The following is a 20,780-nucleotide window of genomic DNA, read 5'->3' on the forward strand; positions in this document are numbered from 1 at the left end:
GGTCTTTCACGCCGCTGCTCACAGCGCCTCGAACATGTCGCTGCCGCCCTGGTGGGCGAGCACGGTTCCGGTGTGGACCTCGTAGTACCAGCCGTGCAGCCGCACCTCGTGCCGTTCGACGCACGGGTACGAGCGCAGCCGCAGCACCTGCGTCAGGACGTGGTGGTGCACGGCGCGTTCCACGGCCGGGTCGTCGGCGTCGGCGCGGTCCCCGGCGGCGGGCCCGCCGGGCTCACCGGCCGCGTGGGCCAGCCAGTCCCGTACGGCGGGCACGGCCGTCAGGTCGTCCCCGCGCACCAGCGCACCCACCGCGCCGCAGTGGGAATGGCCGCAGACGACGATGTCGCGGATGCCCAGCACGTCGATCGCGTACTCGATGGTCGCGGCCTCGGACGAGGGGTGGCCTGGGGTGTACGGGGGAACGATGTTGCCCGCCGTCCGCAGCTCGAACAGCTCGCCGGGACGGGCTCCGGTGATCAGTGAGGGGATCACCCGGGAGTCGGAGCAGGTGATGAAGAGGGCCTGCGGGGCCTGGCCCCGCGCGAGGGCGGCCAGCTTGCCGGAACGGTCGGCCGAGCGGCCGAAGGAGCGGGCGTGATCGATGAAGGTCTGCACGTCGGTTCCTCCTGGCGCGCCCCGTGATCAAGGGCGCGTCGTGCTGTCTGTGGGGGGTGGCGGCGGGACGTGTCAGCGCGGAGAAGCACTCCGCACCGCTCGTCCGGGCCCGCTCAGCAGCGGAAGACCTGGAGCCGCGCGACTCTGGGCCCGGCGCGGGCGGGTACGGCGTCGGCGGCGAGCAGCGCCGACCGTACGAGCGCGCACGCGTGGGGGACGCACACCGGGACCGGGGCTTCGGCCCGGGGCGTCCGCTCCTTGGAACGGGAGCGCTCGGGGACACGGTGGCGCGGCGACTCCTCCTTCAGCCGCTCCGCCTCGGCACAGCTTGTCGCCTCGGAGGCCGCGCGCGGCCCGGTGGCGGCGTGTGCGGGTGCCAACAGACCGGAGACGGCCAGCAGCAGTGCGGCGAGCACCGTCACCCAGGGGTGCACGCGCTGTCCCAAGGCCCTCCTGCTCCCTTGGGACATGCGGACTCCTTCAGATCTGGACCGGAACGGGCGCGGTCGCGCCAGGTCGTTGATCAAACCGTAACCAGATCACTTGTTTGCAAGGTGAACGGCTTGTGGTCGCTCGATGAAGCTGCCCTGGTCGTCCGGTGAGAGCTTCGACGACCTGCCACCTCCTGCTACCTCCTGCCCTCTCCTGCCACGTCATGCGGCGGCCTGCCACCTCCTGCGGCGACCTGCCATGGACTGACCTGACCTGTCCAGACCTGTGGCAGCTTGCGCGCGGAAGCGGTCCCCATGTGGGACTGTGACGCGTGTGGACGGACAACAAGATGCACGGCGACCACAGGAACAACAGTCACCGCAAGGGCCACAGGGGCAGCGAACGGAACGGCACCGCCGGGCGCGGGACAGCCGGACCCGGGTGACGGTCCTGGTGGCACTCGGCGCGAACCTGGTGATCGCCGCCGCCAAGACGGCCGCCGGGCTGCTGGCCTCGTCCCCGGCGCTGCTGTCCGAGGCCGCGCACTCGGTCGCGGACAGCCTGAACGAGGTGTTCCTCCTCATCGCCCTGCGCCGCAGCAGACGGCCCGCCGATGCACAGCACCCGTTCGGCTACGGCAAGGAGCGGTACTTCTGGGCGCTGCTCGCCGCCGTGGGCATCTTTGTGATGGGCGGCTGTTTCTCCGTCTACCAGGGGCTGCACGCGCTGGGCTCGTCCCACCAGGAGTCCCACGAGGGGTACATCGCCGGGATCGTGGTGCTCGCGCTCTCGTTGCTGATCGAGAGCGCGTCCCTGTTCCGCGCCCTGCACCAGGCCCACCGGCAGCGCGGGGCGGTACGGGACCCGGCGCTGCGGACGGTGATCGCGGAGGACTCGACCGCCGTCCTCGGTGTGCTGCTCGCGCTGGCGGGGATCGTGCTGCACCTGGTCACCGGGCAGGTGGCCTGGGAGGCCGCCGCCTCCGTGGCCATCGGGCTGCTGCTCGTGTACGTGGCCTACCGGCTCGCCCGCGAGGCCCGTGAACGGCTGATCGGGGAGGCCGTGGACCCCGAGCTGAGCGAGCGCATCAGGGCCTTCCTGCTCTCCCAGGACGAGATCGACTCGGTCGCCTCCCTGCTCACGATGCGGCTCGGCCTGGACTCGGTGCTGGTGGCCGCCCGGATCGACCTGGCGCCCGGCATCGACAGCGAGGACGTCGAGCTGGCCTGCGTACGGATCAAGGAACGGATCACCGAGCAGTGGGCCCAGGCCGATCAGGTCTTCCTCGACATCACCGAGGCCCCGCGCCGGGAGTGAGCGTCAACCGACGGCGAGCGGGCCCGACATCCGCTTCGGGGCCGGGGCCGGGGGCGGGCCCGACATCCGGTTCGGAGCCGGGGCCGGGAAGGCGGTGACCGGGAGGACCACGGCCGGGGCGGCGGTGGCCACCGACACCACGGCCGCCCGGCGGCGGTCCGTCCACTCCAGCAGCCGCGGACCGCCCCTCCCCTCCTCGCCCTCCTCCTCGCCATCGGACGCTCCCGCCTTGAACAGGGCCTCTCTGCGGACCCACAGTCTCAGCAGCGCCGCTCCGGGGTCCGGGGCGGCGGTGGCCGCCCGCAGTCCGGCCGACGGAAGCAGCCGTTCCAGCACCGGCAGGGGGCCGGGTCTGCGGCTCGCGGGCTCGACGTCGATGCCGACCGCGCCCGGTCCGACGGCCGCCGCGGCCAGCCCGTCGGCGTGGCTCAGGCTGACACCGACGCCGGACCGGCCGCGCAGATACGGGCGGCCGTGCCCGTGCCGGTCGCACTCGGCGCAGTACTGGGCCAGCTCCCGCGTGAGCGCCGACAGGGGCAGTCCGGTGGACCGGGCGGCGCACAGCCGCAGCAGCAGCCGGGCCGCGAGCACGTCGTCCCGGCGGCTCGGCACCCGTATCCGGGCCAGCCGTCGCAGTTCCCAGGGCGCGAGCAGGCGCTCGTCCAGCCCCGGACGGTCCAGGACTTCCGCGGTCGTCGCCACGGAAACCACGGAAACCACGGAGACCACCGGGTCCACCAGGTCCACCAGGTCCACCAGGTCCACCAGGTCCACCAGGTCCACCGAAATCGCTGAGACTGCCGAGACTGCTGAAACCACCGTGGCGGCCGGGGCTACGGTCCCCCGGCCGTCACCGATCACGGACACGGCCCCGGACACCGGAACAGACACGGACACGGACGCGGACGCAGGTGCAGACGCGGACGGACGCTCACCCCGCTGCCGCGGCCGAAGCGGCGGCGGCCGATCCGGAGCCGTCCAGGAAACGTTCCCGCACCCGGCGAAGGGTCCGGAAGTCGTCGATGGTGACGTCCTGGAGGTCGATGTTCGTGCCGGAGATGTCCTCCAGCAGATCGATGAACTCCAGGAAGTCCATGGAGTCGATGAGACGGGCCTCGATGAGGTCCTCGTCCACGTCGACCGGACCGTCGAGGCCGGGGTTCTTCTCGTGGAGCCACGCGGCGATACGTTCCATGGGTGGTTCGCTCCTTACTGTGACACGGTGGCGCGGTGGCGCTCGTACAAGTGGTGCGGGCGGTGCGGGTGTTGCCAGTGGTACTGGGCGGTACGAGAGGCGCAGATCTATGCGAAAGCGAAGAGTACGCGCTCAGGCCCGCGCGGCGCGGAGGCGGTCGAGCGCCCGCTCGGGGGTGCCGTGCGCGAGGATCATCGCGTGCACCCAGCGCTCGACGCCGAAGGCGACACAGGCGCTGTAGGCCGGGCCGTGCGAGCCCGCGCGGATCTCCAGCCGCTCACCGAAGAAGTTGCGGTGCCGGTTGACGGAGGCGATGGCCGTGCCGTCGGGGGCGCTGAACTCGTGCTTGACGGGGTCCAGGGCCATCAGCCGGGCCCGTGAGCCGCCCTTGTCGTAGAACGGGTCGTCGGCGGCGGCCCGGGTCAGGGTCAGCCCCAGCCGTCCGGCCAGCTCCTGGATGAACTCCGCGCCCCGGTCCAGGTGTTCGGCCGCGCCGTCCTTCGTCCCGAGGTACAGCACCTCGCGCATGTGGAATCCCCACAGCCGGCGCAGCCCCTCATAGTGCGTCTCGTTGCGGAAGCAACGACCGGCGGCGGAAAGCCGCAGTCCGTTGTCGCCGACGTCCCGGCCCTCCAGGGAGAGCAGCAGTCCGTAGCAGGTCGCGGAGGGCAGCAGATGGCCGGTCGGGCGCAGCGGCAGTTCGCCCGGCGCGTCCCCGGCGGCGAGGCCGTCGAACGCCTCCGGCGCGAAGCGCGCGGCGGAGACCCCGAGGTGGGGGAAGTTGCGGAAGTAGTCAAGACGCGCGAGTCCTTCCGCGGGGAGCAGCGGGGGGCCCACGACCTCGGGGGCCGCGAGCCGTGCCGCGAGTCCGGTGATCAGGTTGTCCAGACCGTGGAGCAGTGCGGTTTGGACCGGGTCCAGGGCGACGAGGCCGGCACCGGGGTTCTTCAGACCGCCGTCCGGGAGGGCCGTGACGGTGCTGGTGTTACTCATGGAAAACCGTTCCTTCTCGGCGTGAGCGAGCAGTCGAGCAGTCGAGCGATCGGGCAGTCGAGCGTTCGAGATGTCGGGCTGTCGGCTGTCGGCTGTCGGGCTGTCGGACTGCTTGGGCAGCCGACGTCTCGACGTGGGCGAGCGATCGAGCCCATCAAGGGTCGAGCAGAGCACGCGGTCGAAACCGGGCACGCGGTCGAGCTCGTCAACGGGGATCGAACACGTCTGGGGCGGGTGGTGCGTCGTCGGTACGTGGGCGCGGGTCGACGGAATCCACGGAGTCCACGGGATCGACGGATCGCGTGGTGCCGTGAGGGACGCGCGGCGCCGTGGGGGACGCGGAACGCGAGGATCAGCCCTGGACCGGTGGGGCCGGACAGGGCGAGAACCGGACGGGGCAGAACCGTGGCGGAGCTGGGTACAAGGACGGGTACACGCGGAAAAGCGCAGGACGAGCATGGTCAGGACCGGCTGATGCCCCATCAGCATCCGGTGTCGCAGTGGGACATTAGGCCAGCCAAACCACTGATGTCCAGACCACTGGGAGCGCGTCGGCGGGGCGAGCCGGAAAGGGCTTTCGGAGACGGAGGCCGCCCCGATCCACATGTCGACACAGCACTTGACAGCGCTTGTGGTCTGGACCAATTCTGCTGGGCAACGTGGCTCCAGCACCTCGCCACGGCGTCGCCAACCATCATGCCGTCCGCCTCCGCGCCCCACCAGGGGCCGATCCGTGCTGCCCGCCCATCGCCGAGGAGAAGAGCGTGTCTTCGACATGCTCCGGGCCCTCTCCCACCGCGCACCGCGCTCCCGACTGCCGCCGTCCTGGAGGGATCTCATGACCGCTTCCGCATCCGCCGCCCCGGGCCGCCGCCGCCCCTATCTGCACCGGGCGGCCTCCGAACGCCCCTACTTCAGCGCCGACGGCGAGTCCTATCTCGCCCAGACCACCCTGCGGGAACTGGAGAAGTCCCGTCCGCTGCGGGTGCTGTCCGATGAGGACTTCGCGCACTGGCAGACCTACGGCTATGTCATCGTCCGGGAGGCGATCCCCGCCGGGGCCGCGCGCCGACTGCTCGACTTCACCTGGGAGTTCCAGGGGCTCGACCCCGACCGTCCGGAGAGCTGGTACGAGGACCGCCCGTTCCGCTCCGAGCTGGACCAGCAGCTCCACGTCTACGGTTTCGTGGAGGCGTACCACCACCAGCTCCTGTGGGACAGCCGCCAGGCCCAGCGGGTGTACGACGCGTTCGTCGACGTCTGGGACTGCGAGGAGCTGTGGGTCACCCTCGACCGGCTCAACCTCAACCCGCCCAATGTCCGCAACCGTGACCGTTCGCTCATCTCGCCCACGGACCGCGGCTTCGACATCGAGCTGCACTGGGACATCGACACCACGCTCGGCGTCCCGCCGCAGCGGGTGCAGGGCATCATCGCGCTCAACGACACCAGCCCCGAGACGGGCGGCTTCCAGTGCTGCCCGGAGCTGTTCCGGCAGTTCGAGGAGTGGAAGACGGTCCAGCCCGCTGGCCGCGACCCGCTGCGCCCCGCCATCGACCGGGCCGAACTCCCCGTCGTCCGGCCCGATCTGCACCCCGGCGACCTGCTGATCTGGAACGGGCTGCTCGCCCACGGCGTCGCGCGCAACCGCTCCGAGAACGGGGTACGGGCGGTGCAGTACCTGTCGATGATGCCCGCGTTGGAGGAGCACGCGCGACTGCGTCAGTCGCGGGTGGACTCCTGGCGGCATCTGCGCACCCCGCGCTGGAACCGCACCCTGGTCGGCGACCCGGTGCTGCACGAGTCCAAGCGCTACCCGACGGCCGCGCTCAGCGGACTCGGCAGCAGGCTGCTGGGGCTCGCCTCCTGGAACGAACCCGATGAATCCGATGAAAGCACCCCGGCGGCGGCCACCCCGGGCGAGGAGCGGAGCGGGGAGCAGCCGTCGTGCGCCGTGTCTGCCTGACCCTCCCCACCAACCGGGCCTGCGCCGCGACCATCGCGGCGGTCGGTGAGGAGGCCGCCCACGGCGCCCGCCACTTCGGCGCCGAGGTGCGGCTGCTGATCCTGGACTCGTCCGACGGGGCGGCGCACGAGGAGCACCGGGCGGCGGTACGGGCCCTGCCCCCGGTGCCCGGTGTGGTCGTCCACCATCTCGACGAGGCCCGGCAGCGGGCCTTCCTCCGGGAGGTCGTCACCCGCTCCGGTGTCGCCGCGCCGGAACGGGTCCTCGGACTGATGCTGCCGTCCGGTGTCTCCTACGGCGCCTGCACCAACCGGGCGTTCCTGATCGCGGAGGCCCTGGGCTGCTCCTCGGTGCACCGCCGGGACTCCGACAGCCGCTACCAGTACCGGGACGGCGCGCCGGTGCTGCCCCTGCACCAGGAGCTGACGGCCCTCGGCCGACGGGCCGCCGACGTGACCGGGCTGGTGACCCGCAGCAGGCTCGACCCCGCCTGCGCGGACCGGGCGGTGGCGCTGGTCGGCGGCTCGTTCGTGGGCGAGATGTCGGTGGACGTCGCGGAGATCCACGCACTCGACCCGGGCATCTACCGGGAGGTCGTCGGTCTCTCGATCCCCGACGGCATCCCGGAGATCTGGCGCGGGAACCTGATCAAGGAGTCCTTCCGGGGCGCGGGCACCGCCCCGTTCACCGGCGACGTCACCACCCTCACCCGGGTCAGCCCCACCCGTGTGGACATGTGCAACATCGGCCTGGGCCGCGAGGTCTACGGCCGTGTCCCGCTGCCGCCCGCCACCGACACCATCGGCAGCGACTACTTCCTCGTCCACGCGGTCCACGACGCCCGGCTGCCGGGCGTCCTGCACAACCGCCATATCGTCAACTATCACACCGGCGAACGCCGTTCGGACGCGGGATTCCTCGCCTACCAGCTCAGATTCGCGAAATTCCTGCTGGCCACGCCCTATCTGAACAGCGTGTACGAGCGCATGACGGCCGCCGGTGACGCGCTGCTCGACGACGAGGGGCGCATCCGCTCGTCCGCTGTCGCCGGATTCGTCCGGGACAGCACCGGTCTCGACCCGGCGGTGAACGCCGAGCGGCTCGACGTCCTCGACCGCTGTTACCGCAAGCTGGACGGCCGTTGGACGGCGGTCGCGGACGCCCTGGCCGAGCGCCGCGAGAAATTTCTCGCGGAAGCACGGAACGACATGGCGGACTTCGCCCTCTTGATCGACGCCTGGGAACCGCTCACCCGGGCAGCGCCCGCCGTCGCATCCGTCCTCGTCCCGTGAGTCACACCGCCGTTTTCCTCCCCCACCGCTCCACGAAGACCGCGAAAGGCGTCACATGCCCCACTCCCCACACCGCGTGCCCCCGCTCCGGGCGGTGCCGGTCTCATGGCGGTGACCGAAGTGAGCGAAGTATCTCAAGTGCCCGAAGTATCTGAAGTAGCTGAAGTAGCTGAAGTATCCGAGGTGCCCGAGGTGCATGACGTACCCGAGGTGCATGACGTACCTGAGGCGCCCGAGGTGGCTGAGGTACCCGAGGTGGCCGAACGGTCATCCGTGCGGCCGAGGCCGACGGCCATCCGCACCGTCACCGTCGCCTACACGGGCGGCGAGGCCCGCCGGGGCCCCGTCACCATGGGGCAGGCCAACATGATCCGCTGCATCCTGCGGGACGAGCCCACCCACATCAACATCCACGACGTCTGGCCGGTACCGGCCGGGACCCGGGTGGAGGCCGCGGTCGACGCGCTGCGCGCGCTGGCCGTCCGGCACGAGGCGCTGCGGACCACGTTCCCCGGTCCGGCGGGCGCGGTGCCGCGCGAGCAGACGGTGGCGACCGGGGGCGAGTTCACCGTCACCGTCCTCAACCACGACGCCCTCCCCGACGATGCCGCCGCCTACGCCGAATCGGTGGCGCGGCACTCCCGCGCGGGCCGGTTCCGGCTGGACCGGGACTTCCCGCTGCGGATCTCGCTCATCGCCCTGGACGGGATGCCCCTCTTCGTCGCGCTGGCGTCCAGCCACGCCGTGACGGACGGGAGCGCGCTCGCCGTCCTCCGGGAGGAGTGGACCACCCTGCTGGCCGAGGGGACGCTGCCGCCCCTGGACATGCTCACGCCGCTCGACCTCGCCGCCGAGGAGACGTCCCCGGCGGGGCTGCGGAAGTCCGACGCGTCCCTGAGGCACTGGGAACGCATCCTCCGCACCGGCCCTCAGGCGATGTTCGCGGAGCCCGGCGCCGAAGGCACCGACACCCGGCAGCCGGGGCTCGTCCTGCGCTCCCGGCGGGGGGCCCGCGCGCTGGCGCTCGTGGCGCGGCGGACGGGCGCGCTGCCGTCGACGGTCCTGCTGACGGCGTGGTGCACGCTGGTCGCGCACCGCACCGGACAGCCCTCCTGCGTCGCCGCCGTCCCGACGTCCAACCGCTTCCTGCCCCAGATGTCCCGTTCGGTGAACACCCTCTCCCAGGACGCGCTGCTCCTGCTGGACGTCCGCGAGGACTCCTTCGACGCACTTCTGCGCAAGGCGTGGGGCGCCGCGCTCAACGCCTACCGGCACAGCCGGTTCGACTCCCTCGCCCTGTGGGACATGATCGGGCGGACGACATGGGAGCGCGGCAGCGCCTTCGCGCGCGATGTCGTCTTCAACGATGTGAGCCTGCTGCCGTCGACGCTCGCCTCCGCGACCACGGACGAGACCGAGGACCCTGAACTGGAAGTGGGCCCGGGGCCGGAGCAGGTGCTGCCGACCCGGCTGCTGACCTTCGTGTACCGGACCGAGCCGACGCTCCACCTCGGGGTGTGGGCCGACCCGGCGCTGCTCCCCCGGAGCGAGGCGGAGGCTTTCCTCACCGGGCTGGTCCGGCTGCTGGAGGCGGCAGGCGCGGCGGATGTGCCGCTCGCGGCGCTGACCGAGGTCACGGGGGTCCGGCCGGTGGAACGCGGTTCGGACTGGGCACGGGTGGACGGCTGCTGGGTCTCGCCGCGGGGTGTCGCCGACGCGCTGAGCACGGCGCTCGGGGGCCGACCGGCGCATGTCGCCCTGGACGCCCCGGGCACGGAGGCCGGGGGGCTCACCGCGTACATCGCCGCCGGTGGCTCCCCGTTGACACCGGAACAGGCCCACGCCGCCCTGATGGACATGCTCCCGGGCCGCCCCGGGCTGCTGGCCCCGCGCCGGTATGTGATCGTCCAGGACCCGCCCCCGGAGCAGGAACAGGAACAGGATCGGGAACGGGAACAGGAATCGGGACGGGGGCAGAGGAGCGAGGACGGCGGCTGGGCCGGGCAGCCGGTCCTCAGCGAAGGAGACGGCCGGGAACGGAAGCCGGAATCCGGAACGGGAACGGAAGCGGAAGCCGGAACCGAAGCAGGAGCAGGAGCAGGAACGGGAACGGCAGCGGGCTCAGGCGCGGCGGGAACGGCGGATCTGGCATGACCATCGACGACGTAACGGTTCAGCAGAAGCCGGACCCGCTCCCCAGCCCCTGGCGCTCGCGCCACTTCCGTCTCTTCTTCACCGCCCGCAGCACCTCGCTGCTCGCCGACGGCATGCTCATGGTGTCGCTCACGACCGCCGTCCTCGGCGCGGGCCATGGAGCGGGCGGCGTGGGCTACGCGCTCGCCGCGTGGATGACACCGATCGCGCTGCTGGTCCTCTTCGGCGGGGTGCTGGCCGACCGCTTCACCCCCCAGGTGATGATGATCGGCGCCGACGGGGTACGGATGCTGGCCATGATCGCGATGGCGGCACTGCTCGCGGGTGACGGCCGGGCGGCGCTGTGGCAGATCATGGCCCTGATGGCGGTCAGCGGCGCGGCGACCGCGATGTTCCAGCCCGGCCTGGCCAGCATGGTCCCCCAGGTCGCCGAGGACATCCAGCGGGCCAACGCGCTGCTGCGCATCTCCGAGGCGATGAGCGCCCTGATCGGTCCCGGGCTCGCCGGGCTCCTCGTCGCGTACGGGGATGTCGCGAGCTCGTATGTGGTCATCGCGGCGGCCTACGCGCTCAGCGCACTGGGTCTTGCCCCACTGTGCAAACTCCGTACCACACGGGACGAGAGCGACGACCCCATCCTGCGCAGACTGGTCACCGGATGGCACGAGTTCCGGTCCCGCCCCTGGCTGTGGGGGGTCATCGCGATCTGGAGCATGTACGGGCTCTTCGTCTTCGGCCCGTCCCTGCCACTGGGCGCGGCGCTGCTCAGCGAGCAGCACGGCGCCGACGGCTATGGCTGGATCGCCTCCGCCGACGGCGCCGGCACGATCGTCGGCGGCCTCCTCGGCATGCGGGTCCGCCCCCGCCGTCCCCTGGTCGCGGGGGCCTGCGCGATGTTCTTCTTCGCCCTCAACCCGCTGGCTCCCGCGCTGGGTTGGTCCTTCACGGCGACGGCGTTCGTCCATGTCCTCGCGGGCTGCGGCTTCGCGTTCTGGGGAGTGATGTGGGCGACCAGCGTCCAGTCCCACATCCCGCTCGCCGTCCTGAGCCGGGTCTACGCCTATGACGTCGCGGGCTCCATCATGGTCATCCCCCTCGGCCGCGCCCTCTCCGGCCCGGCGGCCGAGTCCGTCGGCGCGGACGATGTGCTCCTCTTCTCGTCCGTCATGTCGGTCGTCTGTATCGCGGCCATGCTCTGCGTTCCCGCCATCCGCAACCTGGGCCGGGAGCCGCAGCCGGTCGGCGGAGTCGACGGGACGAGCGACCGGAACGAAGGGAGTGACGGGGCCGAGGGGAACGGCGCTGACGGCGGGGGTCGTTGACGGCCGGGCGGCGGTGCCGGGGCGGGCTCTCCCGGGTGCGCTTGACTTCAAGTGAACTTGAAGTTGCATGGTTGATCCATGACGCAGACGACAGCGAACAGCCACCCCGTCGGAGCCCGCCCTGAAGCCGGAGCCGAAGCCGAAGCCGAGGTCGGAGCCGGAAGCAGGGCCGGAACCGCCGGCCCCACCGCCACAGGCTTCGGCGATCTCGACCGGCTGATGTCCCTGATGACCGGGGACGAGAAGCACGGACCGGCCGCCACCTCGACACTCGACGCGCTGTGGGTGCTCTACGACCGGGTGCTGCGGGTGTCCCCCGCCACCGCGGACGCCCCGGAACGGGATCGGTTCCTGCTCTCCAAGGGCCATGGCCCGATGGCCTATTACGCCGTCCTGGCCGCCAAGGGCTTCGTCTCCGAGGAGTCACTGTCCGGTTTCGGCAGCTATGACTCACCGCTCGGTCACCACCCGGACCGGGTGCTGGTGCCCGGGGCGGAGATCGGCAGCGGGTCGCTCGGACACGGGCTGCCGCTCGGCGTGGGCACGGCGCTCGGACTGCGGGCGCAGGGGCGGACCGAGCCGCGGGTGTGGGTACTGATCGGGGACGCGGAGCTGGACGAGGGCAGCAATCACGAGGCCATCGCGTACGCGGGCCCCGCGGGGCTGGAGGCGCTGCACACCCTCGTCATCGACAACGGCTCCGCCACCCATGGCTGGCCGGGCGGGATCGCCTCCCGTTTCGCGTCGGCGGGCTGGTCGGCGGTGACCGTCGACGGGCGGGACCACGAGGCACTGTACGCGGCGTACACCCTGCCGCACCCCGGGCGTCCGCACGCGGTGATCGCCCGGGTGGAGTCCAAGGCCGACCACGGTGAGCCGAAGATCGCCTGACCGCCTCCCGTTCCGCTTCCGCACCGCCCGTACCGACCCATCGACTCATTCAAGGGGAACACCGCGATGGACACCATGCGCGAACGTTTCATCTCCACCACGTCCCGGCTGCTCGACGATGACCCGCGGCTGGCCGTCGTTCTCGCGGACATCAGCGCCGACGGCTTCGCACCCGCCCGGGAGGCCCACCCGGACCGGGTGATCAATGTGGGCATCCGCGAACAACTGCTGATCGGCGTCGGCGGAGGGCTGGCACTGACCGGGCTGCGGCCGGTCGTCCACACCTTCGCGAGCTTCCTGGTCGAGCGGCCCTTCGAGCAGATCAAGCTCGACTTCGGCCACCAGGACACCGGGGCGGTGCTGGTCAGCGCCGGTGGCTCGTACGACTGGCCGGCCGGGGGCTTCACCCATATGGCACCCGGCGATGTCGCCCTCCTGGACACGCTGGACGGCTGGACCATCCATGTCCCCGGCCACCCCGACGAGGCGGAGGCCCTGCTCCGCAAGGCGGTCACCGGCGACGACCGTGTCTATGTGCGGCTCTCGCTCCAGCAGAACGAGACGCCGCTCCCGGTGACCGGCGAGGGCTTCCTCACTCTGCGCGAGGGCCGTTCGGGGGTCGTGGTCGCGGTGGGTCCGATGCTGGAGGCCGTGGCCGAGGCCGTGCGCGACCTCGACGTCACCCTGCTCTACGCGACGACCGTCAGGCCCTTCGACAGCGCGACCCTGCGCCGGGCCGTCGGCGGTACGGGAGCGGCGGCCGATGTGGTGATCGTCGAACCGTATCTGGCGGGCACCTCCACCGCCGCGGCCAACGACGCGCTGCGCGACCTGCCCCACCGCGTGCTCGGACTGGGCGTGGGACGCAAGGAGCTGCGCCGTTACGGGCAGATGGACGAGCATCTGACCGCCCACCGGCTGGACGCGGCGTCGCTCCGGGAGGACATCGGCGGTTTCCTCGGCGCCCGATGAGGCGGCCGGGAGACATCCGGCGAGGCGAACGGGGACAGGCAGGACAAGCAGGGACAGGCGGGAGGCAGGGGGGAGCCCTTGCTTCTCGCCATTCCCCGGCGGGGCCTCCGCCGTTGGCGCTCCGGACCTTCCTTCGCAGGTCAACGGGGTGCGACGGGGCGGGCGCCGCAGGGACCGGCGTACCGGGGGTGATGGGCGGTACGGGCGGCACGGACGCTGATCGATCTGATCGTCCCAGGTGAGGGCCGGGTCGGCGAGGAGATGCCCCGATCGTGCGGGCCGGTCGGCTGCCGAGCGGGTCGATGGCTGATTGAAATCCCATATCGGCTCCGTGTCGTGATGAACCGTCATGGGCTGTCAGTGCCCGCTGCTAGACCTTTTGCAGGGGCGGCTCAGGGGACGGGCCGCCGATGGGAGGGGGAAGGCATGGCGAAAGCACCGGAGGGATTCGTTCACGTACGCGCGCATCTCCGCCGCAAACCGGGTCCCAGGAAGGCGAAACGGATGAGCGGCTGGACGATCGCCGGGCTGCTGGCCGGGGTGTGGCTGTGGGGACAGACCGTCGGGTTCGGTGAGTCGGCGACGGGCACGCCGCCCGCCGCCGAGCCCCGGCCGAGCGCGTCGTCCACGCCGACCGGCCAGCGCTGATGCGGCCACCGGCGCAAGGCGCGGCGCGGCGGCGCCGTTCGGGGTGGCTGCCGCTGCGGCGCCCGCGCGGTCCGGCCGAGCTGGTATCGGCGGGCGTGGTGGCCCTGGCCCTGCTCGTCCTGGCCGCCCGCGCGGCGCTCGCGGCGGTCGAGGCCCTGACGGCCGTTCGGCCGGTCCTGCTGCTGCTCGCCCTGCTCGCGGGAGTGGCCGTCGCGGCGCGGTACCGGCGGGTGTTCACGGCCCGGCGCCGACAGCGGGAGCGGCTGGCCCTGCTGCGGCTGTCCCTGGCCGACCTCGACGCCCTGGACGACAGACGCTTCGAGTACGCCCTGCGGGATCTGCTGGTCCGTGACGGCTGGCCCGCCCGCAGGGTGGGCGGCGGCGGGGACCAGGCCGCCGATGTCATAGGCGACCACCGCCGACGCGGCCGGATCGTCGTCCAGGCCAAGCACACCCGGGTCGGCGGGAAGGTGGGCTCGCCGGTGATGTACGCGGTGAAGGGCACGGCCGGACCGGCGCACGGGGCGGATCACGCCGTCGTCGTCACCAACGGTTCCTTCACCCGCGACGCCATGGCGTGGGGCGACCGGCACGGCGTCCACTGGGTCGACAGGGAACGGCTGCGGCGCTGGGCCGAGAGCGGAACGGCGCTGCACGAACTGCTCGGCCTGCCCGACCGGTCGATACGGTCCGCGCGCCCCCGAGGGAACCGGCTGGGCGGCGCCGCCTGAACGGGCCTCCGGGCGGCCGGAGCGGTTCCGGCCGCCGGGGGTGTACGGGCAGCCGGTCAGCGGGCGGCGGCCTGCCGCGCCGCGACGGACCGTGGCCCCGGCCCGGTCCGTCCGCGCGGCAGCAGCGCTCGGCTACCGGGACTTCGCCCCCCGGCCGCCGACTGCCAGGACATCGCCCCGGCCCGGGGCGGTAGCGGCACGATCAGCCCTGAGGCGAAGGGCCGGAGGCACCTGGGAAACCACGGGCACCAGGCGTACCAGGGGCACCCCGGGCGCCCGCCGCGCCCCTCCCCGTTCCCGTACCGGTACCGCCCAGGAGCAGGGCCAGCCCGGCCGGGGTGATGGTGTGGAGCACGCTTCTGCCGTGCCGCACGCTCACCAGCAGACCCGCCTCGCGCAGCACGGCGGTGTGCTGACTGGCGGCAGGGCTGGAGACACCTAACCGACCGGCCAGTTCGCCGGTGGTACAGCCGGAGACGACGGCCCCCAGGACGGCGGCGCGGGTACGGCCGATGAGCACACCGAGCGAGACGGGCGGCCCCGTACCACCGGGGGTCGGGACGCCGGGCGCGTGCTGGAGGGGGTAGACGAGGACGGGGGTCCGTTCGCTGTCGGCGAGGGTGACCGGGGCGCGGGCGCAGAAGTACGAGGGTTGCAGCAGCAGTCCTCGGCCGTTCAGCCGGACCTCCCGCTCCACCGGATAGTCGGCCTCCAGGACGGGTGGCCGCCAGCGCAGTACCGGGGTGAAACCTTTCAGCAGCCCTTCGGTGCCGCCCTCCAGCGCATCCCGGGCGCGCACCGCCCGGTCGGCGTCCACCTGGGCCCGGACCTGCGCCCAGATCGGGGCGAGCGCGTGCTGATGGTAGGCGCGGAGGGTGGCGGCGAGTCGGCGCAGCGCCCCGGGCTCGCCGTCGGCCAGGGCGCGCCCCCAGGCCGGGAGCGGCACGCCCGACCCGGCCGCCAGCCGGGACATGTCCGCCCGCAGCCAGGCACGGGGGACGCTGAGCACGGTGTCGAGCCTGCTCTCCAGGTCGAAGGAGCCGCGCGGGTCGGGGGTGAGGAAGTCCGGCGAGTATCCGCGCGGCGGCAGCAGGGTGCCGAGGGCCGTGCAGAGGGGTGGCAGCCGGTGCAGGGTCTGGCGCCGCCACGCGCTGAACGCGGGGGCGCCGTCACGCCCCGACGCCAGCGTCTGAAAGCTGTTGCTGATCTCCCACAGGGGGTCGGGGGCCACCGCGACTCTCACCCGGGCGAGGTCGTCACTGGTGAAGTACACCCGCAGCATGGGGCCTCCGACGGCGATCGGTCATCAGTGATCGCAACAGTGACCCTGACACCCGGGTGGGGGCAAGTCGGCATTTGGACACTTCCACTGCTCTAGACCTGTGGAAGTTCTCCATCGCCACGGACCCGGTGGCGGCCGTGGGCCGGGCCGGACGGGCAGGGCCCTCGCCCGTCCGGCCATCGGCCATCGGACCTCCGCCTCCGGTGCGCGCGGTTCGCCACCGATCAGCACCGATCAGCACCGATGGCGCGGGTCAGCACGGCCAGCACGGGCCAGCGCAGGCCAACGCAGGTCAGCGCGGGTCAGCGCAGATTGTCGCCCCAGCCGCCCTGGATCATGGTCTGGAACGCCCACGCCCCGTCCCGTTTGATCAGGATGTCGGCGTAGCGCAGCCGCTGGGTGACATCCCCGGCCGTCATGACCGAGTCGGTGAAGACGACCACCATGGCCGGGCTCAGGAAGACGGGCGTCCGCTCGGACTCGAAGCTGATGTCCTGGCTTCCGTCCCCCACCACATGGGTCATGGTCTCGACGAACTGCTCACGGCTCCACTGGGCCGAGGCGCCGTTGCCCGCCGAGTCGTCGCTGATGAGGTTGAGGGGGAAGACCGCGACGTCGGCCATCCGCTGGATGTCACCGCTCGCGGCGGCCTTGTCGTAGTCGGCGAACCAGGCGTGGACGGAGGCGGTCTCGTCGGCGGTCGGGGTGTATCCGGCGTCGGGAAGCTGGGGCATGCGCACTCCTCCGGGAGTCCGTCGGGACTCGTCGATCTGGGGATGATTGATCAAACTTGATTACCCTGCAAAAGTACCCCTGGACCATCAGCTAGTCAAACTTGATTACGCGATGACACGCCAGGGCGCCCTGACACCCCTCACCACGGCAGCACGCCTATCAGCAGGTCACGCGGGCCAGTGCGCCGGACGGTCATGAAGCGGTGCAGCCACCGGGAGGCGAAGGCGACCCGCTGCGCGCTGCGGCGGCGTTCCGCGTCATAGGCGCGCAGCGCGGCGGACAGACCCCCGGGACCGGGCGCGCCGCGACCGGGCGCGCCGCCGGGAGGGAGCGCGGCGACGGCCCGCGCCAGGGCCTCGGCGTCGAGGATCGCCGTGCACGCCCCCTGGCCCAGGTTGGGCGTCATGGCGTGCGCGGCGTCGCCGACCAGCGCGACCCTTCCACCACGGACGAAGGCGGGCAGCGCGGGGTAGAGGTGCCGCATCTCATAGCGAATCCACTCGGACGGATCGGTTCCGGCGAGAATGCGCGGGATCGGGTCGTGCCAGCCGTCGAAGTACCCGCGCAGCTCCTCGGCCGTGGTGGCGGCGGGCACGGTGGCGTACCAGTTCGTGCGCCCCGGTTCGATCGGGGTGATCCCGAAGAAGCGCCCCGCGCCCCAGGTCTCGCCGTACACACCGCTCTCGAAGTCGGCGATGCCGATCCAGGCCACGGTTCCGATGAAGCGCGGGGCGCCGCGCCCGCCGAAGCAGGCGGCGCGCACGGTGCTGCCGATCCCGTCGGCGCCGACCACCAGATCGTTCGCGGCGGCGAGCTGCCGTACGCAGGAGACCGGCGCACCGTAGGCGACCGGGACATCCCCGAACGCGGCCACCGCGTCCAGCAGGGCGTCCATCAGCCGGGGCCGGGGGATCATCAGCTCCGCCCGGCCCGCTCTGCGCTCGATCCGCTCCAGCGGGAGGTTCGCCAGCACCCTCCCCTCCGGGGTGCGGATCTGCGCGTTCCGGTAGGGCACCGCCCGGGCGCGGACCGCCTCGCCCACACCGAGCCGGTCGAGCGCGGCCTGCGCGGCGGGATGGATGCCGAACGCGGTGCCGTACCGCTCGGGCCCGGCGCGCCGTTCACAGACGGAGACCGACCACCCCGCGCGGCGCAGCCCGAGCGCGGTCGCCAGCCCGCCGACTCCCGCCCCCACGACCACCGCTGTTCCGGTCATACGCCCTCCCGGTCGTACAGCCCCGTCCGCCGGCCCCGTCCACCCGGTTTCACCACAGCCGTGGTACCACAACTGGGGTAGCCTGCCCAAGAAATCACCGGGTGAGGGAAGATGACGAGCCGTAGGACAGGGGACAACGGGCAGAGGCGGGGCGACCGACGGTGAATCCCGACCGGCGGGACCGGCTGCGTGACGCGGCCGTCGAGGTGCTGGCCGCCGCCGGCGGACGCGGGCTGACCCACCGGGCCGTCGACACGGCCGCCGGGGTACCGCTCGGCACCACCAAGAACTACTTCCCGACCAGGGACGCCGTGTTGCGGGCGGTGGCCGAGCGCTGCCATGAGCAGTATCGCGAGATCACCGCGGGCCCGCTCGGCACCGGCCCTGCCGACCGCGAGGGCCTGGTGGTCCTGGTCCGGACCCTGCTGGAGAACGTCGCGGGGCCGGGCCGCCCCCGGCTGCTCGCCCATCTGGAACTCCAGGCCGAGGCCGCCCGCAAACCCTGGCTCTCGACCGTCCTCGACGCCGTCGCGGCCTCAGACTTCACCGGCTTCGAGCAGGCACAGCGGGCCGCCGGACTGCCCGTCACCCCACAGCGCGCCACGACCGTCACCCTCGCCCTGCACGCCGCCGTCCCGCATCTGCTGGCCGGGGGCCCCGACACGCTGGCCGCCGCCGGTCTGGACGACCTCGACCGTTTTGTACGCGACCTGCTCCAGGCGGTCTACCCCGAGGCCCCGGAGCTGCCCGAGAGCCCCGAGACCCCGCAGTGACCACCGCAGGGGACGGAGACCGCCCCTGCCGTTGCCGTTCCGGCAATGAACTTTGCCGAACACGTGACCACCGGAGCATCGTCGCGGAACAGCCGAGAACGCCGGCCCCGTGCAGACGGACGCGAGGTGGTCATCCGACCGCCCGTCCCCGGGCCGGGGGCCGGCCCCTGGCCCGGTGGTCTTCGGCCAGCCCGGGGGAGACGGCATACCCGGCCTGCGGCGGGCCCCGTATGGTTGGCCCATTCCGTACGGGGAGACCGCCGGGGAGACCGCCATTGGACGCCAGCCTCACCGAACTCCTGGAGCAGCACCCGGTCATCGCGAGCGTCAAGGACGCGGACGGCCTCCGGGCGGTCCTGGGCTCCGGCCCGAGAATCGTGTTCCTGCTGTACGGGTCCCTCCTCGATCTGCCCGACATCGTGCGGACGCTCAAGGACCACGGGCATATCGTCCTGGTCAACGTCGACCTGCTCGACGGCTTCGCCGGGAAGGAGGTCGTGGTCCGCTATATGAAGGAACGGACCGCCGTCGACGGGATTCTCAGCTCGAAGGCGTTCATGGTGCGCGCCGCCCGTGAGCAGGGACTGTACGCGGTGCACCGGTTCTTTCTCATCGACTCGTTCTCGTACCACAACCTCGTCCCGCAGGTGCGCATCTCGAAGCCGGACTGCGTGGAGATCCTGCCGGGCTGCATTCCCCGGGTGATCTCCTGGCTCGTCGCGGAGACCGATGTCCCGATCATCGCGGGCGGACTCGTGTGCGACCGGGAGGACGTATTCGCCGCGCTGAAGGCAGGCGCGTGCGCCATCGCCTCCTCAAATCGGGATGTGTGGGCCATGTGACACCACATCACCGAGGACGCAGGGTTGACAGTGTAAACAGCCGCTCGTAACTTACGCTCGTAACTCGGCCGCAGAGCCGCCATCAGCCCACCGGTCCTTCGATTCAGCGGCTCGTCGATTCTCCGACTGACCGTCGCCGCTGCATGTCGATTCTCGCCGGACAATTTCATATCGGCTGCCGCCCCGCGCGGAAGCAGTTACTAGAGACCAGAGAACAGTAACTCCTCACCCACCGAGGATTACTGTTCTCTTTTTCTGTCCGGATAATGATCTTTTGCGAAGAGGTGACGGAACGTTGACCAAGGCCCAGAAATGTCGGCCGTGCCGCGTTTCGTCTCCATCGCTTCGGCGTGGTTCCGGATACGGGTCGGCACCGGAAGCCCGGGGGATTCCGGAGGCTGTTCCCTTCTCCTGATCGAACGTCTTTTCCCCACCCTGTCCTCACCACCCCGTCTCACCATCCCGTCTCACCACATCGTCATCCCCACCCCGTCCTCCTCACCCCATCCTCACCCGCCCAAGGCAGGAACCCCCTCTGTGGACATCACGGACTTCCACCCCCGCCTCTTCTCCCTCGACGGCAGGAACGCCATCGTCACCGGCGGCAACACCGGTCTGGGCCAGGCGTTCTCGCTCGCCCTCGCCAAGGCAGGCGCGAACGTCTTCGTCGCGTCCGCCCTCGCGGACGACGGCACGACCCGCGCACTCGTCGAAGCCACCGGCCGCCGGATGGAGTTCCTCAAGGCGGACCTCACCGAGCCGGGTGTGCCCCGACAGGTCGTCCGGGGCTGTGTGGAAGCCTTCGGCTCCGTGGACATCCTCGTGAACTCGGCGGGCATCGCCACGCTCGCCACCGTCGAGGAGTTCGGCCGCGCGGAGTGGGACCCGATGGTCGCGATCAATCTCACCGCCGCCTTCGAGCTGAGCCATGAGGCGACCTCGTTCATGATCCCGCAGCGCTCCGGCAAGATAATCAACATCGCCTCGGTCTTCTCCGTCCTGGGCGGCCGGTGGTCTCCCGCGTACGCGGCGACCAAACACGGCATAGCGGGCTTCACCAAGGCGTACTGCGATGAGCTGGCCCAGTACAACATCCAGGTCAACGCGTTGGCGCCCGGCTACTTCGCCACCCGGATCACCGAGGCGACCCGCACGGACCCCGAGAGCAACCAGCGGGTCCTCGACCACATCCCCGCCGCGCGCTGGGGCGAGGCGGCCGATCTGATGGGGGCGGTGGTGTTCCTCGCCTCCCGCGCGTCCGACTACATCAACGGTGTGGTCCTGCCGGTGGACGGGGGCTATCTGGTCCGCTGACACCCCCGCGACAGCCACGCCCCGCCCCGTCGCGCGCGCCGCACTCCCCCGCGCCCCGCCAACCCCCCGCCGGCACACAGCACACGGATA

Annotated in this window: 20 protein-coding genes; 12 read left to right on the forward strand and 8 right to left on the reverse strand. The window is 71.7% G+C overall.

The features are described from left to right. Positions 1-18 precede the first annotated feature (18 nt). Positions 19-615: a carbonic anhydrase gene (locus CRV15_RS31485; protein WP_003953248.1), complete on the reverse strand. Its 597-nt coding sequence runs from the start codon at positions 613-615 to the stop codon at positions 19-21. Between the two features lie 113 nt (positions 616-728). After that, on the reverse strand, positions 729-1,085 hold the full coding sequence (locus CRV15_RS31490; RefSeq protein ID WP_003953247.1) for a hypothetical protein: 357 nt from the start codon (positions 1,083-1,085) through the stop codon (positions 729-731). Positions 1,086-1,488: 403 nt separating this feature from the next. Here CRV15_RS31490 and CRV15_RS31495 point away from each other — a divergent pair, with 403 nt between their 5' ends. Next, a complete protein-coding gene (locus CRV15_RS31495) occupies positions 1,489-2,364 on the forward strand; it encodes a cation diffusion facilitator family transporter (protein ID WP_003963253.1) in 876 nt (291 codons plus the stop codon). 3 nt (positions 2,365-2,367) lie between these two features. Here the strand turns inward: CRV15_RS31495 and CRV15_RS31500 are convergent, their stop codons facing one another. The 3 genes from CRV15_RS31500 to CRV15_RS31510 form a co-directional block, all read right to left on the reverse strand. Continuing rightward, on the reverse strand, positions 2,368-3,111 hold the full coding sequence (locus CRV15_RS31500) for a 4'-phosphopantetheinyl transferase superfamily protein (protein WP_231406032.1): 744 nt from the start codon (positions 3,109-3,111) through the stop codon (positions 2,368-2,370). A gap of 184 nt (positions 3,112-3,295) precedes the next feature. Next, complete coding sequence (locus CRV15_RS31505; protein ID WP_003953243.1) at positions 3,296-3,559, reverse strand: hypothetical protein; 264 nt, start codon at positions 3,557-3,559, stop codon at positions 3,296-3,298. A gap of 132 nt (positions 3,560-3,691) precedes the next feature. Continuing rightward, positions 3,692-4,552, reverse strand: a complete 861-nt coding sequence (locus CRV15_RS31510) for a class-II aminoacyl-tRNA synthetase family protein (protein WP_009999255.1) — start codon at positions 4,550-4,552, stop codon at positions 3,692-3,694. A gap of 838 nt (positions 4,553-5,390) precedes the next feature. Between CRV15_RS31510 and CRV15_RS31515 the strand changes: the two genes are divergently transcribed. The 8 genes from CRV15_RS31515 to CRV15_RS31550 all read left to right on the forward strand — a co-directional run bounded on the left by CRV15_RS31515 (position 5,391) and on the right by CRV15_RS31550 (position 14,528). Further along, the gene (locus tag CRV15_RS31515) at positions 5,391-6,518 is read left to right on the forward strand and encodes a phytanoyl-CoA dioxygenase family protein (protein ID WP_003953241.1); all 1,128 of its coding nucleotides are present in this window, start codon (positions 5,391-5,393) and stop codon (positions 6,516-6,518) included. Then, positions 6,500-7,810: a DUF6271 family protein gene (locus CRV15_RS31520; protein ID WP_003953240.1), complete on the forward strand. Its 1,311-nt coding sequence runs from the start codon at positions 6,500-6,502 to the stop codon at positions 7,808-7,810. Before CRV15_RS31515 ends, CRV15_RS31520 begins: the two co-directional genes overlap by 19 nt. A 105-nt stretch (positions 7,811-7,915) precedes the next feature. After that, positions 7,916-9,964, forward strand: a complete 2,049-nt coding sequence (locus CRV15_RS31525) for a condensation domain-containing protein (protein WP_003953239.1) — start codon at positions 7,916-7,918, stop codon at positions 9,962-9,964. After that, a complete protein-coding gene (locus CRV15_RS31530) occupies positions 9,961-11,286 on the forward strand; it encodes an MFS transporter (RefSeq protein ID WP_003953238.1) in 1,326 nt (441 codons plus the stop codon). The genes CRV15_RS31525 and CRV15_RS31530 overlap by 4 nt, the downstream gene beginning before the upstream one ends. Positions 11,287-11,364: 78 nt before the next feature. Continuing rightward, positions 11,365-12,177, forward strand: coding sequence for a thiamine pyrophosphate-dependent enzyme (locus tag CRV15_RS31535; protein WP_003953237.1), 813 nt, complete (start codon positions 11,365-11,367; stop codon positions 12,175-12,177). Between the two features lie 66 nt (positions 12,178-12,243). Then, the gene (locus CRV15_RS31540; RefSeq protein WP_003953236.1) at positions 12,244-13,149 is read left to right on the forward strand and encodes a transketolase family protein; all 906 of its coding nucleotides are present in this window, start codon (positions 12,244-12,246) and stop codon (positions 13,147-13,149) included. A 504-nt stretch (positions 13,150-13,653) separates the two neighbouring features. Continuing rightward, entirely contained in the window at positions 13,654-13,797 is a 144-nt protein-coding gene (locus tag CRV15_RS37160; RefSeq protein ID WP_009999260.1) for a hypothetical protein, read from the forward strand. Beyond that, the gene (locus CRV15_RS31550) at positions 13,797-14,528 is read left to right on the forward strand and encodes a restriction endonuclease (protein WP_003963257.1); all 732 of its coding nucleotides are present in this window, start codon (positions 13,797-13,799) and stop codon (positions 14,526-14,528) included. The genes CRV15_RS37160 and CRV15_RS31550 overlap by 1 nt, the downstream gene beginning before the upstream one ends. A 202-nt stretch (positions 14,529-14,730) precedes the next feature. On the opposite strand, the gene CRV15_RS31555 is transcribed toward CRV15_RS31550, so the two are convergent. The 3 genes from CRV15_RS31555 to CRV15_RS31565 form a co-directional block, all read right to left on the reverse strand. Then, the gene (locus tag CRV15_RS31555; protein ID WP_003963258.1) at positions 14,731-15,810 is read right to left on the reverse strand and encodes a helix-turn-helix domain-containing protein; all 1,080 of its coding nucleotides are present in this window, start codon (positions 15,808-15,810) and stop codon (positions 14,731-14,733) included. Positions 15,811-16,112: 302 nt separating this feature from the next. Further along, the gene (locus tag CRV15_RS31560) at positions 16,113-16,544 is read right to left on the reverse strand and encodes a nuclear transport factor 2 family protein (protein ID WP_003953233.1); all 432 of its coding nucleotides are present in this window, start codon (positions 16,542-16,544) and stop codon (positions 16,113-16,115) included. A gap of 140 nt (positions 16,545-16,684) precedes the next feature. After that, positions 16,685-17,761 (reverse strand): FAD-dependent oxidoreductase, encoded by a 1,077-nt coding sequence (locus tag CRV15_RS31565; RefSeq protein ID WP_003963259.1) that lies wholly within the window; start codon positions 17,759-17,761, stop codon positions 16,685-16,687. A 161-nt stretch (positions 17,762-17,922) separates the two neighbouring features. Between CRV15_RS31565 and CRV15_RS31570 the strand changes: the two genes are divergently transcribed. The 3 genes from CRV15_RS31570 (at position 17,923) to CRV15_RS31580 (ending at position 20,690) form a co-directional block, all read left to right on the forward strand. Continuing rightward, positions 17,923-18,534, forward strand: coding sequence for a TetR/AcrR family transcriptional regulator (locus CRV15_RS31570; RefSeq protein WP_003953231.1), 612 nt, complete (start codon positions 17,923-17,925; stop codon positions 18,532-18,534). A gap of 275 nt (positions 18,535-18,809) precedes the next feature. Beyond that, positions 18,810-19,376 carry a glycerol-3-phosphate responsive antiterminator gene (locus tag CRV15_RS31575; RefSeq protein ID WP_003953230.1) on the forward strand — a complete coding sequence of 189 codons (567 nt, stop codon included), beginning with the start codon at positions 18,810-18,812 and terminating at the stop codon, positions 19,374-19,376. Between the two features lie 537 nt (positions 19,377-19,913). After that, entirely contained in the window at positions 19,914-20,690 is a 777-nt protein-coding gene (locus tag CRV15_RS31580) for an SDR family NAD(P)-dependent oxidoreductase (RefSeq protein ID WP_003953229.1), read from the forward strand. The last annotated feature ends 90 nt before the right edge of the window (positions 20,691-20,780 follow it).

Source organism: Streptomyces clavuligerus (assembly GCF_005519465.1).
Taxonomy (GTDB): domain Bacteria; phylum Actinomycetota; class Actinomycetes; order Streptomycetales; family Streptomycetaceae; genus Streptomyces; species Streptomyces clavuligerus.